The following is a 14,214-nucleotide window of genomic DNA, read 5'->3' as shown; positions in this document are numbered from 1 at the left end:
GGAAGCTCGAGATGACGCGCGCGTTCCTGCGCCCGGATATGGCGGTGCTGGAGTTCGGCTGCGGTACGGGCTCGACTGCGATTGCTCATGCACCGTTTGTAAAGCACATACAAGCGATTGATGTCTCATCGAAAATGATTGAAATCGCACAACGAAAGGCGGCCGAGAACGCCATTGAAAATGTCACCTTCCGCCATGCCGCCATTGATCGGATCGACATACCCGACTGTTCCCTGGACGCGGTTTTGGGGCTTAACGTTTTGCATGTGCTGGCCAACTGGCAGGAGATTCCGGCACGGGTTCATCGGATGCTCAAGCCGGGGGGCGTTTTTGTCAGCAGCACCATGTGTCTTGGCGATTCGATGAAATTTCTTAAATATGTTGTTCCCATCGGAAAGGCTCTGGGCTTGATGCCCGCCGTTAAGGTGTTCACCACAGGCGAGTTGCTGAGCGCGCTCACAGCGGCCGGTTTTAAGATTGAAAAGCAGTGGCAGCCCGCCAAGAACACGCCCGTTTTTATCGTTGCCAAGAAGGCCGGATAGCGGAATGCGCGGTTTAATCTCGCCCGCTAGTGATCCGATGGTTTCCTGGCGTTTTCGAAGCGACGCAAAATAAACTTTTCCGATTCCACCAGGATCAACACCGACACGGTGATCGCGAGGATGCGCAGCCACGCGTCCAGGCCGATGGCGGTGGTGTGGAACAGCGCCTGCATGGGGCTGAGGTAAGTGAACGCCAGCTGAATCAACACCAAAAGGCCGATGGCGTAGAGGACATAGCGATTGCCGGTCAGGCCCTTGATGGTCAGCGAGGGGGCCAGTAGGTAGCGGGCGCTGATCAGGTAGAACACCTCGAACATGACCAGCGTGTTCACGGCCACGGTACGCGCCAGCTCGATGGAAGCACCGTGCTCCCGCTCCCAAAGAAACAGCCCGAAGGTCCCGGACACCAGAATCAGCGACACAAACACCACCCGCCAAATGAGGAATCCCGAGAGAATCGGCTCCCTGGGGTCGCGGGGAGGCCGCTGCATGACATCGCGTTCGGCCGGTTCAAAGGCAAGAGTCAGGGCCAGGGTGACGGCGGTGATCATGTTGATCCATAAGATCTGTGCCGCGGTGATGGGCAACGAGCGACCCATCATGATCGCCGCAACAATAGTCAGCGCCTCGCCGCCGTTGGTGGGCAGAATGAAAAGTATGGATTTTTTCAGGTTGTCGTAGACGGTTCGGCCTTCCTCAACGGCTTGAACGATGGTGTTGAAGTTGTCGTCCGTCAGCACCATTTCAGCAGCCTCTTTCGCCGCCTCGGTGCCTTTCTGCCCCATGGCGACACCCACCTCGGCCCGCTTCAGCGCCGGTGCATCGTTGACCCCGTCGCCGGTCATGGCGACAACCTCGCCTTGGGCCTGCAGGGCGGTGACCAGCTGTAATTTTTGCTCCGGCGAGACCCGTGCAAAGATCGCGCTCTCGCGGATCACTTGATCCAGTTCATGGACGCCGTAGTTTTCCAGCTGACTGCCGGAGACGGCCCGGATGCCGTCGCCGATTCCCATTTGTTTGCCGATGGCGCTGGCGGTTTTGGCATGATCGCCGGTGATCATTTTGACCCGAATACCGGCGGACTGGCAGGCGCGCACCGCCGCAATGGCCTCATCTCGCGGCGGGTCGATAATGCCCACTAATCCCAACAGCGTCAGGCCGTACTCCACGTCTTTGAATTCCAGGCTTTGTTGGCCGCGGGGGGTAGTCTTGAAGGCGATGGCCAATAGGCGCTGACCGCGCCCGGCCATTTGTTCCATCACCGTATCCCAGTAGCGCCGATCCAGCGGAACATCGTCACCGCGCATGCGTTGTCGGTGGCACATCTCGAGTATTTTTTCCGGCGCTCCTTTTAAGTACACGAACCCGTGGCCGGTATGGTCGTGGTGTAAGGTCGCCATAAAACGGTGTTGCGACTCGAAGGGGATGGCGTCGACGCGGGGGTATTGGTTGAGGGTGTGGTGGTGTTCCAGTCCCGCTTTGAGGGCCAGGGTGACCAGCGCGCCTTCCGTTGGATCGCCTTGCATCGTCCAACGGCCGTCGCACTCCAGGATGGTCGCGTCGTTGCATAACAGGGCGGCCTGCGCGATTTCTCTCAGCAGCGGAAAATCTTCGGCTGTTATCGCCTTGCCCTCGAGATTGAATCCGCCTTGGGGAGCATAACCCACACCCGTTACTTCGCAGATGCCGGCACCACTGGCCAGCGTTTGCACGGTCATTTCGTTGCGCGTCAGCGTGCCCGTTTTATCGGAACAAATAACGGTCACCGAGCCCAAGGTCTCCACCGCTGGCAGGCGGCGAATAATCGCGTTTTTCTTCGCCATCCGCTGTACGCCAATGGCCAGCGTAATGGTCATAATGGCCGGCAGTCCCTCGGGAATACCGGCCACCGCCAGACCCACGGCGGCAAGAAACATTTCACCGATCGGGTACCCATGCACCCATACGCCATAGGCGAAAGTGGAGGCGGCCATCGCCGCGATGGCGGCCGTCAGCCACCTTGCAAAGGTGGACATTTGCCGTAACAGCGGCGTGGTGAGCAGCGGCACATCCTGCAGCAAGTGACTGATGCGCCCGATTTCGGTGCTCTCGCCGGTTGCCACCACCACACCCTGGCCTTGCCCATACGCGACCAGGGTGCCGGAGAAGGCCATGCATTTGCGATCGCCGATCACGGCGTTGTCGTCCACGGGGAGGGTGTTTTTTTCCACCGGCACGGACTCGCCGGTGAGCGTGGCTTCATCGATGCGCAATTCCCGGCTTCTAAAAAGACGCATGTCCGCCGGAACCTTATCGCCGGATTGCAGTAACACCACATCACCAGGCACCAGCGCTTCCGCGGGCAGGGTCATGAATTGCCCATCACGCTTGACCGTCGCCTGCTGGGAGAGCATCTGGCGGATGGCGTTGAGCGCCTGCTCCGCTTTTCCCTCCTGAATAAACCCGATCAGGGCGTTGATCAGCACCACGCCAAAAATGACACCGCTGTCGATCCAATGCTCCAGGGCAGCGGTTACCATCCCGGCGACGAGCAAGACATAAATCAATACGTTATTGAATTGGGCCAGGAAGCGCTTCACAGGGCCTTTGCCCTCAGCGGGTGGCAGGCGGTTGGCACCGTAACGTTTTAGCCGTGCCTCGGCCTCTGGCTGACTGAGGCCGTCAGCCGTGGACGCCAGCGTATGGAACGACGACGCGGCCTCCTGGGCGTGCCATTGAGCGAAGCGCTGCGATGTGTCTTCCATGATGACCACTTCTCGGTTGATGGGAGTCGCTCGACCAGCAGAATGTTGTCGATGGGAAGGACGTTCCGGGTTTGAATGAGTCACAAAAGCTCGTCATCCGAGTCTACATATTCAACATGTATCTTAGCGACTGCTACCTTATATAGGCGGTTTTCCCATCCACGTTCGGCAAAGCGGAGGTGCGTATATGGAACGGGTGCGAGGCATTGGAGGCGTGTTCTTCAAGTCGAAAAATCCATCAGCGTTGGGGCAATGGTATGAGCAGCACCTGGGGATCAATCCGGTGCCCCAAAGCTACGACGAACAACCTTGGGCGCAACAAGCGGGGCCGACGGTGTTCGCCCCGTTTCCGCCTGATACTGAATACTTCGGAAGCGAAAGCCAAGCGTGGATGGTGAACTTTCGGGTGAGCGATCTCGATGCCATGGTTTCGCAACTGCGGGGCATGGGTATTGAGGTGAGCATCGACCCGGAGGCGTATCCGAACGGCCGATTCGCCCGGCTGCACGACCCGGAGGGCAACCCCATCGAGCTGTGGGAACCGAAAGCCTAGAAGCCTCGAGCAATCCGGCGGTCCTTTTCTTGTCGTGCCACCGCCAAGTAACTGCCGCCGGGTGGGAGATGCGGTCCAATTCAGTCCGGCAGTTTGAACACCCAGTAAGCCGCCGGCGCGAATATCAATTCCATCGCTATGTAAATGAGCAGCAGGGGAGCGGGCTAGCCATCGGCGAAAAAGCTCACGATTCGCCCCAACACGAGTCCTGCGGAAAAAATGATGACTGTCAGAATCGCGGTATTCCGATATTTTTCGTGATAGGCAGAAAATAACCAGAATGCACTCAGCGCCAGATAGAGGCCTGTCACGGCTCGTAGGATATGGGCCATATTGACATTCAACTCGGCAATGCCCAGGAAAGTCCGGGCAAACCACTGCGGCGAGAGGCCATAAAGCAAAGCGATCATCGACACGCCCGCGCCCGACAGAATCAAAAAATACGGTTTTATTTTCATTGAAATTCCCTGTTGCTGATGTGCAAACTTTTCCATGCGGCGCTGGGGCTTGTCATGCTCAGATGCACGCGTAGGATTAGCTGGACGGTCTGCGCCGCATTTTATGCGACTCAGCCCCGGCGGATAGACGAAAAGGATTAACGATGAAACGAATTCTGGTCGCGACGGATTTGTCGGAACGCTCGGATCGGGCGATCGATCGGGCCGTTTCGCTTTGTAAGGAGTTCGGTGCCCACTTAAGTGTGTTGCATGTCATCGATGAGGATTTGCCGGTTTCAATCGCCGAAGAACAACGTCGGGTCGCGGAGCGGGATCTTCGGGAGCATTTGTTTTCGCTGCGCGGCGCGGAGGATGTGGCGGTCGACTTTTTGATCGACGTCGGCAAGGATTGGATGCAGATACTCCGGCGGAGCGAGAGTGATCAGTTCGATCTGGTCGTGCTGGGAATGCACCGGGCGCGGGGGTTGGCCGGTCTGTTTCGAGGAACCACCGTCGAACGGGTGGTTCGCAACGGAGATATGCCGGTGCTGGTGGTCAAGGACCGGGCAACCAAGCCTTACCAGCAGATTGCGGTTGGCATCGATTTCTCCGTGTACTCAAGGCGTGCCCTGGAGTTTGCCTTGGGCTTTGCGCCCAAGGCGCAATTGCGTCTGCTCCACATCTATAGCGTTCCCTTCAAAACCTTCCTGAACGGCTCTGCTGATTCCGATGAAGGTCGCCAGAGTGCACAGGTCCAGCTGAAACACATGGTCAACGAAGAAATGAAAGTCTTTGTTGCGGGGCTGGAAAAGCGGCTCGGCCAAGCGCAAACTGTGATCGTAGAGGGTGACCCCCAACGCGCGATTCGCGAGCAAATCAAAGATCTCAACGCCAACCTTCTCGTGCTTGGCACGCATGGTCGAACCGGAATGGCGCGGGCGCTTCTTGGCAGCGTGGCGGAAGATTTTCTCGCCGACCCGCCGTGCGACATCATGGTGGTTAAGGCTTGGTGATCCCGCATTGGGGCGCGTGAATTTCGCACCGATCCATCGATATTCAGGGCAACCAGACCTGGTTTTCCTGGGGCGCTGGCTTCGCGCGTTTCAGCCCTGTATTTTGATCCGTCTTTCTCGCGAGACGTGATAACCCTCACCAATGCGTTAAGTCGCCGCTGAAACCGCTCGATTGAGTTGCGGGGCGCCCCTCTCGCGTGCATAATATGCCCCAAAAGCCCCCGTCCGGGGCTTTTTTGTTAGCGGGCCTGCTGCACCGAGTAGCTCAATGGGTTGCCGGTTTCATGTTTGGGTAGGAGCCATATCCACCCAAACATTCGCGGGTAAAGGTGGGCCAGTGGGCCCATTTTTTGTTTTTGGCGAGGCGGAGCAGGAAGTGCGAGATGATTTGACAGCGCTGCTTGAGCCGGTCGTCTCCGCAATGGGCTATGAGCTCATCTGCGTAGAACGGATGGATTCGGGCCAAGGTCAGTTGCTGCGGTTGTACATCGATGCCGAATCCGGTATCGGGCTTGAAGACTGCGCGCGAGTGAGTCACCAGGTTAGTGGTGTACTGGACGTCGAGAACCCCATCGCGGGTGAGTACGTTTTGGAAGTCTCTTCTCCCGGAGATGACCGACCATTGGTCAAGCCGGAGCACTTCGAGCGGGCCATCGGCGAGCGGATTCGGGTGCGGATGGCGGTACCCATAAACGGACGAAAAAATTTCGTCGGTGTGCTTAAGGCGTTAGCCGATGGGCAGATCGAATTGGATGTTGACGGTCAAGTGTGGTCGTTGGCAATTGCGGAAATTGACCGGGCACGTCTGGCACCTTAGCGCTAGGGCCAATCGACTCGGAGGATCTCGAAATTGAACAAAGAAATCTTGCTGGTTGTCGAAGCGATTTCTAACGAAAAAGGTGTTCCGGAAGAAGTCATATTCGAGTCGATCGAAGCGGCGTTGGAATCCGCAACCCGCAAGCGGCACTCGGAAACGATGGGTGTACGCGTTGCCATCGATCGACGCACCGGCGATTACGAAACTTTTCGCCGGTGGCAGGTTGTCGACGATGACGCGGAAGACTTCGACCCCAGCGTGCACGTGTTGTTGGCGCGCGCCCAACAAATGGACGCCGAACTGCAAATCGGCGATTACATTGAAGAGCCAATGGAATCCATGCCGTTCGGTCGAATCGCTGCCCAGGCCGCAAAGCAGGTCATTGTGCAGAAAGTGCGCGAGGCGGAGCGGGCCAAGATCGTCGAGGAATATCAGGATCGGGTCGGGGAGCTCATCACCGGGCTGGTCAAACGCCTGGATCGCGGGAGTGTCGTCCTGGATTTGGGTAACAACACCGAAGCGTTGATTCCTCGAGAATGGTTGATCCCTCGGGAACCGGTGCGCCCAGGTGACCGGCTCCGAGGTTATTTGAAGGACGTTCGCTCGGAACCACGCGGTCCGCAACTTTTCGTGAGCCGAACGGCGCCGGAATTTCTTGTCGAGCTGTTCAAGCTCGAAGTGCCGGAGGTCGGGCAGGGGCTCATCGAAATCAAGGGTGCGGCACGCGATCCGGGTTTGCGGGCCAAGATTGCCGTTCTGGGACACGACGCGCGAATCGATCCGGTGGGCGCATGCGTGGGTATGCGCGGATCGCGCGTGCAAACGGTTTCCAACGAGTTGGCTGGCGAGCGCATCGACATCATTTTGTGGGACGAGAGCCCGGTGCAGTTCGTGATCAACGCCATGTCGCCGGCCGAGGTCATCTCCATTGTGGTCGATGAAGAACGGCACAGCATGGATATTGCCGTTGAGGAAGAGAAGCTTTCGCAAGCCATCGGCCGCGGTGGTCAGAATGTCCGGTTAGCCAGTGAACTGACCGGATGGGAACTGAACGTGATGAATCAGACCCAAGCTGAGGAGAAAAGTGAGGCCGAAGCCCACGCCTTGGTTGAAATGTTCATGAACGCGTTGTCGGTTGATGAGGAAGTGGCTGCGATTCTGGTTTCGGAAGGTTTTTCCAGTGTCGAAGAAGTGGCCTATGTGCCTGCCAACGAGCTGCTGGAAATCGACGTTTTCGATCAGGAAATCGTCGATACCCTGCGCGAGGTGGCCCGCGATGCACTCCTGACGCAGGCGATTGCCAGCGAAGAGCAGGATAAAGCCAAGGCCCCCGCCGGGGACTTGCTTGGCATGAATGGTATGGACGAAGAGCTTGCCTATGCGCTGGCAAACAAAGGGATTGTCACCATGGAAGATCTGGCCGAGCAGGCAGTGGATGATCTTCTGGATGTTGATGGTATGGACCGGGAACGCGCGGCCCAATTAATAATGACTGCGCGCGAGCCCTGGTTCGCGGATCAAGCTTGACTTGGATACGCAGGTTTTGGCTGGAGAGTTAAAGAATGGCAGAAGTGACAGTCAGGCAGTTTGCTGAGGCGGTAGGTATTTCCGTAGAGCGGCTCCTGGAACAGTTGGCGGATGCCGGCATGGGCGAGAAGGGGGCGGAAGATCAGATTACTGATCAAGAGAAAACCGACCTCTTGGGTTATCTGCGCAAACGCAGGGGTGCGGGCGACGGTGAAGCCGCAGCGCCAAAAAAAATCACCCTCAAGCGAAAATCGACCAGCGAGATTAAGCTTGCCGGGGGCCAGGGGCGCGCCAAAACCGTGACCGTTGAGGTTCGCAAAAAACGAACCTACGTCAAGCGAACAGCGGTCCAGGAGGAAGACCGCCTCCGGCGCGAAGAAGAGGAGCGCCAGCAGCAGCTCGAAGCTCAGCACGCTGTGCACGAAGCCGCAGAACGTGAAGCGGTCGAGGTAGAAGTGGTCGCTGAGGCACCTGAGGTCGAAGCCCAACCGGCGCCGGAAGAAAAACCCGTGCCGGCCGCGGAAGAGGTTGTGGTTGCCCCCGTTGAAGCTGAACCCCCCAAGGCGGTGTCGGAAGAAGAGCGCGCCCGTCAGCAGCAAGTCGAAGCGCAGGCCAAGGTGGCCGCAGCTGAGCGAGCAGGCATGCGCCCGGAGTCCAAGAAAAAAGGCCGTGGAAAGAAAGGTGAGCCCGAATCACCGAGTCGCTTCGACCGACAAGCCCGTCCCGGTCGTTTTGATCAGGCGACGCGCCGCAAGCGTAAGTCCGGCAGGGGCGGTGAGGCGGCGACCAAGGTTCATGCCTTCGAGAAGCCGACGGAGCCGGTCGTTCGGGACGTGGTGATCCCGGAAACGATCACAGTGGCTGAACTGGCCCAGAAAATGGCCGTCAAGGCCACCGAGGTCATCAAAGTGATGATGGGTATGGGCGCGATGGCCACCATCAACCAAGTGATTGACCAGGAAACCGCTGCCTTGGTGGTCGACGAGATGGGTCATAAAGTCCGTATGCTGAAAGAGGTGGACTTGGAAGACGAACTCATGCAAGCCCAGGGCCAGCCCGAAGAGGTTAGCGGTGAGCCTCGCTCGCCCGTGGTGACGGTTATGGGGCATGTCGACCACGGCAAAACCACGCTGCTTGACTACATTCGCCGCAGTCGTGTTGCCGATAAGGAAGCCGGTGGTATTACCCAGCATATTGGCGCCTATCACGTCACGACCGATCGGGGCATGGTGACTTTCCTCGATACACCTGGCCACGCCGCCTTTACCTCCATGCGTGCGCGTGGGGCGAAGGTCACCGATATCGTCATTCTGGTTGTGGCTGCCGACGATGGCGTGATGCCGCAGACGCTGGAGGCGATTCAGCATGCTAAAGCCGGCGGCGTCCCCATCGTGGTGGCAGTCAACAAGATCGATAAACCGGATGCAGACGCGGAGCGTATTAAAAGCGCGTTGGCCCAACACGAGGTGATTCCCGAGGACTGGGGCGGTGACACGATGTTCGTGCCTGTTTCGGCCAAAACCGGGGAAGGCGTCGACGGGCTGTTGGAGGCCGTCCTCTTGCAAGCAGAGGTGCTGGAGCTGTCCGCACCGAAGCAAGGTCTGGCGCGTGGCGTGGTCATCGAATCGTCACTGGAAAAGGGGCGTGGACCGGTTGCCACCATTCTCGTTCAGAGTGGAACCCTGACCAAGGGAGATCCCGTGCTCTGTGGCCGTGAGTGGGGACGCGTGCGGGCCATGTTCGATGAGAACGGTCAAGCCATACAGGAGGCTGGGCCGTCGATACCGGTTCAGATCTTGGGCTTGTCCGGTACTCCGAATGCCGGCGACGAACTCGGCGCTCTCACCGATGAGAGAAAAGCGCGTGAGATCGCGCTCCATCGGCAGGGCAAATATCGCGACGTTAAGCTGGCCAAACGACAAGCTGCGACCTTGGAAGATGTCTTTGAGCGGCTGGAGGAGAATGAAGTCCAGCAACTCAATCTCATCGTCAAAGCTGACGTGCAGGGTAGCGTGGAAGCGTTGCAGGATGCGCTTGTCAAGCTCTCGAACGACGAGGTCAAAGTCAATATCGTCGCCGGCGGTGTGGGCGGTATTACCGAGTCGGATATTCACTTGGCTGTGGCGTCTCAAGCCATCATTATCGGTTTTAACGTCCGTGCCGATGGTACCGCAAGACGTTTGATCGCCGATGAAGGGGTAGACGTCCGCTATTACAGCGTGATTTACGAAGCCCTGGATGAAGTTAAAAACGCCATCACCGGGCTGATGGCGCCGACCATCAAGGAACAAATCATCGGCTTGGCTGAAGTCCGCGATGTGTTCCGTTCATCGAAGATGGGCGCAGTCGCCGGCTGTCTGGTGGTCGAGGGCGTGGTTAAACGTTACAACCCGATTCGTGTCCTGCGCGATAACGTGGTCATCTACGAGGGTGAACTGGAGTCGCTGCGCCGATTCAAGGACGACGTCAATGAAGTCCGGGCGGGAACCGAATGCGGTATCGCCGTGAAGAACTACAATGACGTGAAGGCGGGTGATCAGATCGAGGTCTATGAACGGATCGAGGTTGCAGCCTGACGGAGATGCGTTAAGGTGCCAAAGGAATATCCCAGAACGGCCCGTGTCGCGGAGCAGGTGCGTCGTGAGCTGAGCGAGTTGGTCCGAAACGAGGTCAAAGATCCCCGTCTCGGACCGGTTACCATCACCGACGTGCGGGTTTCGAAGGACTTGTCTCACGCCAAGGTGTATGTGTCGTTCTTGGGTAACACTGAGGGCCAAGCGGAGCGGTTGGCGATACTGAGCGCCGCTGCGGGTTTTCTCCGGGGCTTGCTTGGTCGCCGACTGAGCACCCGAACGGTTCCGTCTCTCCACTTCTTCTACGACGACATCCTCGATCAGGGCCAACACATGGATCGCCTGATCGAGATGGCCCGCGCCAAAGACGTCGACCATCAGGATGGTGATCACTGATCTCTCTCCGGCGGTTGATCTGTCCGTTTGCTCGCACGAGAAAACCTTCTTTGAATAAGATCCGGATTTGGAGCTGACTCGCCCCGATGGCAAGACGAAAGAAAGGTCGCCCTGTTAGTGGCATTTTGTTGTTTGATAAACCTGTTGGGTTGTCCTCAAATGCCGCTTTGCAAAAAGTGAAACGCTTATATGACGCGGCGAAGGCGGGGCATACCGGTAACCTTGACCCCCTCGCCAGTGGAATGTTGCCGATTTGCTTGGGTCAGGCCACCAAGATTTCCGCGTTTCTGTTGGATGCGGACAAGATCTATACCGTCAGAATCCATTTCGGCGTACGCACCAGTACGGGCGATGCTGAGGGCGAGGGTATCGAAACAGGCCCCACAGACGAGCAAACCCTGTCGCGACTGGCTGAGGTGCTGCCGCATTTTGAGGGTGAAATCTCGCAGATTCCACCAATGTACTCCGCGGTAAAACACCAGGGTAAGCGGCTTTACGAACTGGCCCGCAAAGGGGTGGAGGTGGATAGGGCACCGCGTCAGGTGACGATTCATCAGCTCGATCTGGTTGAGCAGTCCGGCGTTGAAGCCGATTTGACAGTGCGCTGCTCGAAAGGCACTTACGTGCGCACGTTGGCCGAGGATATTGCCAAGGCGATGGGAACCTGCGGTCATGTTGTCGCGCTTCGCCGTCTTGCGGTCGGCCCCTATTGCGATGAAGCCCTTCATACGCTTTCGGAACTTGAAAACCTCGCTCAAGAGGGCATCGAGGCTTTGGATGGTCTATTGTTGCCTCTGGACAGCGCACTACAGCAATGGCCAGCCGTTTCACTGACCATGGAGGGCGCCTTCAGCCTTTCTCGTGGCAACCCGGTGCTGGTGCCCAAAGCGCCTGATCAGGGTTGGGTTCGTGTTTACGGTCCCCAATCCGAGTTTTTAGGGATGGGTGATATGCTCATCGATGGTCGGGTGGCGCCCCGGCGCCTGATGTCCAATAAAAAAGCTTAAATAAAGCCCAATTATTCTGAAAGATCGCTTGTTTACGTCCTCAGCGAAAGCTAGAATTGCCCCCCTGATAGAGATGAGGATGCCCAGCTAGGAGTCACTTTACTATGTCACTTGATACACAACAAAAAGCCGAAATCGTACAACAGTACCAGCGCGGTGCCGGCGATACCGGTTCCCCGGAAGTTCAAGTCGCGTTGTTGACCCAACGTATTGAACATCTCACGGGTCATTTCGCGCAACACAAACATGATCACCATTCCCGCCGCGGGCTATTGAAACTGGTCAGCCAGCGCCGGAAACTTCTCGATTACGTGAAACGCAAAGATCCATCACGTTACCAAGAGCTGATCAGCCGTCTCGGTCTGCGTCGTTAATCGGCGGCTTCCGGGTTTGTGCAATCAACTTTAGGTAACCAATGTGAATCCCACGATTAAGAAATTTCAGTACGGTGACTATGAGGTCACATTAGAAACTGGGCGTGTCGCCCGGCAAGCTACGGGCGCAGTTTTAGTCAGCATGGCGGACACGGTGGTGTTGGTCACCGTAGTCGCGCGTAAAGAGGCAAATCCTAGCGCTGATTTTTTCCCGCTGACTGTCAACTATCAGGAGCGCACGTATTCCGCCGGCCGCATCCCCGGTGGATTCTTCAAGCGCGAAGGCCGCCCGAGCGAAAAAGAGGTTCTGACCAGCCGTCTGATCGATCGGCCGATTCGGCCATTGTTCCCCAAGGGATTCCGTAACGAAGTTCAAGTGATTGCCACCGTCATATCGGTGAACCCGGACGTGGACCCCGATATCCCCGCGATGATCGGGACCTCCGCCGCATTGGCTGTTTCCGGCGTACCTTTCAGTGGACCGATTGGCGCGGCCCGCGTGGGATATCTCAACGGTCAATACGTGCTCAACCCGACCAATACCGATTTGACGTCATCCGAGCTGGACTTGGTGGTCGCCGGTACTGAAAACGCGGTCTTGATGGTTGAGTCCGGCGCCCGCGAATTGTCAGAGGACGTGATGCTCGGCGCCGTGATGTTCGGTCACGAGCAAATGCAGACCGCCATTGCCGCCATCACGGAGTTGGCTGCCGAAGCAGGCAAGCCCGCGTGGGCGTGGGAACCGCCGGCGAAAGATGATGGGTTCGCGGCCTTGATCTCAAGTCGGGCCGAAAAGGATCTTGCTGAAGGTTACGGCATATCCGAGAAACAAGCCCGCCAAGATCGCTTGGCCGAGATTCGCCAAGCGCTCGTTGATGAGCTTTGCGCGCGCGAAGAGGAATCGCACGACGAACAGCTGGTGAGAAATGCGCTAAACGATTTGGAAAAGCGAATCGTTCGCGGACGGATTATCGAACAGCAGCCGCGAATCGATGGCCGCGATCTCACCACGGTCCGGCCCATCACCATTGAGATCGGGTTGCTGCCACGTACGCACGGTTCGGCCCTGTTTACGCGCGGTGAAACCCAAGCGCTGGTCGTGACCACACTCGGTACGGAGCGTGACGCGCAAATCATCGATGCCATAGAGGGCGAACGTAAAGATCCCTTTATGCTCCACTATAATTTCCCGCCGTTCAGCGTGGGTGAGACCGGTTTTATGGGTTCGCCCAAGCGCCGGGAAATCGGCCATGGAAGACTGGCCCGCCGCGCTATCGAACCGCTTCTTCCGGATATGAATTCGTTCCCCTACGTGATCCGCGTGGTGTCGGAAATCACCGAATCCAATGGTTCGAGTTCCATGGCGACCGTCTGCGGTAGCAGCTTGTCGTTAATGGCGGCGGGCGTGCCCATTTTGGCGCCGGTTGCCGGTATCGCCATGGGTTTGATCAAAGAAGGCGACGACTTCGCCGTGTTGTCCGACATCCTGGGAGACGAAGATCACCTGGGCGATATGGATTTCAAAGTAGCCGGAACCTCGAACGGTATTACGGCGCTGCAGATGGATATCAAAATCGACGGGATTACCCGGGAGATCATGGCTCAGGCTCTGGCACAAGCCAAAGAGGGTCGATTGCACATCCTGGGTGAAATGGCCAAGGTCATTGTTCAGCCGCGAGAAGAGATGTCCGAGTGGGCGCCTCGCATCGTTTCCATGAAGATCAATCCGGAAAAGATTCGGGACGTGATTGGCAAGGGCGGTGCGACGATCCGGTCGATCACCGAAGAGACGGGCACCACTATCGATATTACCGATGATGGGGTCATCAAGATTGCTTCCGTCGATAGGTCCGCCAGCGAAGAGGCCCGCCGCCGCATCGAGCTGATCACCGAAGATGTCCAGGTCGGTGCCATCTACAAAGGCCGTGTCAGCAAACTGATGGATTTTGGTGCATTCGTGACCATCCTGCCTGGCAAGGACGGCTTGGTGCATATCTCGCAAATCTCCGAGGAAAGGGTCGAGAAAGTCAGCGACAAGCTCAGCGAAGGCGATGTCATTGACGTGAAAGTACTGGAAGTCGATCGGCAAGGCCGCATTCGCTTGAGCATGAAGGCGGCCGCTCAAGAGCAGGCAGAGTCGTCCTGACACAAGCGCCAGAGCTGATTGATGGAATTAAAAAGGGGGGGCAAAAGCCCCCCTTTTTTAATGGCAGCGCGACCCTCAACATTGG

The 14,214-nt window shown here is 57.5% G+C and carries 12 protein-coding genes; 10 read left to right on the top strand and 2 right to left on the bottom strand.

The window, feature by feature from the left end; translation table 11 throughout:
- Positions 1-542, top strand: a 542-nt coding sequence (locus SVU69_02890; GenBank protein MDY6941944.1) for a class I SAM-dependent methyltransferase, incomplete at its 5' end; no start/stop codon positions are given.
- A gap of 26 nt (positions 543-568) precedes the next feature.
- On the opposite strand, the gene SVU69_02885 is transcribed toward SVU69_02890, so the two are convergent.
- Positions 569-3,286 (bottom strand): cation-transporting P-type ATPase, encoded by a 2,718-nt coding sequence (locus SVU69_02885; protein MDY6941943.1) that lies wholly within the window; start codon positions 3,284-3,286, stop codon positions 569-571.
- A 187-nt stretch (positions 3,287-3,473) separates the two neighbouring features.
- On the opposite strand from SVU69_02885, the gene SVU69_02880 reads away from it, so the two are divergent.
- Positions 3,474-3,839 (top strand): VOC family protein, encoded by a 366-nt coding sequence (locus tag SVU69_02880; GenBank protein MDY6941942.1) that lies wholly within the window; start codon positions 3,474-3,476, stop codon positions 3,837-3,839.
- A gap of 164 nt (positions 3,840-4,003) precedes the next feature.
- Here SVU69_02880 and SVU69_02875 read toward each other — a convergent pair whose 3' ends face one another.
- Positions 4,004-4,297: a DUF4345 domain-containing protein gene (locus SVU69_02875; GenBank protein ID MDY6941941.1), complete on the bottom strand. Its 294-nt coding sequence runs from the start codon at positions 4,295-4,297 to the stop codon at positions 4,004-4,006.
- 143 nt (positions 4,298-4,440) lie between these two features.
- On the opposite strand from SVU69_02875, the gene SVU69_02870 reads away from it, so the two are divergent.
- From SVU69_02870 to pnp, 8 genes are all read left to right on the top strand, one after another.
- Positions 4,441-5,289 carry a universal stress protein gene (locus SVU69_02870; GenBank protein MDY6941940.1) on the top strand — a complete coding sequence of 283 codons (849 nt, stop codon included), beginning with the start codon at positions 4,441-4,443 and terminating at the stop codon, positions 5,287-5,289.
- Between the two features lie 337 nt (positions 5,290-5,626).
- Complete coding sequence (rimP, locus tag SVU69_02865) at positions 5,627-6,106, top strand: ribosome maturation factor RimP (GenBank protein ID MDY6941939.1); 480 nt, start codon at positions 5,627-5,629, stop codon at positions 6,104-6,106.
- 33 nt (positions 6,107-6,139) lie between these two features.
- The gene (gene nusA, locus SVU69_02860; protein ID MDY6941938.1) at positions 6,140-7,633 is read left to right on the top strand and encodes a transcription termination factor NusA; all 1,494 of its coding nucleotides are present in this window, start codon (positions 6,140-6,142) and stop codon (positions 7,631-7,633) included.
- A 35-nt stretch (positions 7,634-7,668) separates the two neighbouring features.
- Positions 7,669-10,209 (top strand): translation initiation factor IF-2, encoded by a 2,541-nt coding sequence (gene infB, locus SVU69_02855; protein ID MDY6941937.1) that lies wholly within the window; start codon positions 7,669-7,671, stop codon positions 10,207-10,209.
- 15 nt (positions 10,210-10,224) lie between these two features.
- On the top strand, positions 10,225-10,602 hold the full coding sequence (rbfA, locus tag SVU69_02850; protein ID MDY6941936.1) for a 30S ribosome-binding factor RbfA: 378 nt from the start codon (positions 10,225-10,227) through the stop codon (positions 10,600-10,602).
- Between the two features lie 86 nt (positions 10,603-10,688).
- Entirely contained in the window at positions 10,689-11,609 is a 921-nt protein-coding gene (gene truB / locus SVU69_02845) for a tRNA pseudouridine(55) synthase TruB (protein MDY6941935.1), read from the top strand.
- A 104-nt stretch (positions 11,610-11,713) separates the two neighbouring features.
- Positions 11,714-11,983 carry a 30S ribosomal protein S15 gene (gene rpsO / locus SVU69_02840; GenBank protein ID MDY6941934.1) on the top strand — a complete coding sequence of 90 codons (270 nt, stop codon included), beginning with the start codon at positions 11,714-11,716 and terminating at the stop codon, positions 11,981-11,983.
- 43 nt (positions 11,984-12,026) lie between these two features.
- The gene (gene pnp, locus SVU69_02835) at positions 12,027-14,129 is read left to right on the top strand and encodes a polyribonucleotide nucleotidyltransferase (GenBank protein ID MDY6941933.1); all 2,103 of its coding nucleotides are present in this window, start codon (positions 12,027-12,029) and stop codon (positions 14,127-14,129) included.
- Positions 14,130-14,214: the final 85 nt, after the last annotated feature.

The organism is Pseudomonadota bacterium (assembly GCA_034189865.1).
Taxonomy (GTDB): domain Bacteria; phylum Pseudomonadota; class Gammaproteobacteria; order UBA5335; family UBA5335; genus JAXHTV01.
The sequence above is the reverse complement of the archived record's forward strand: the minus strand, read 5'-3'. Positions and strand labels throughout refer to the sequence as shown.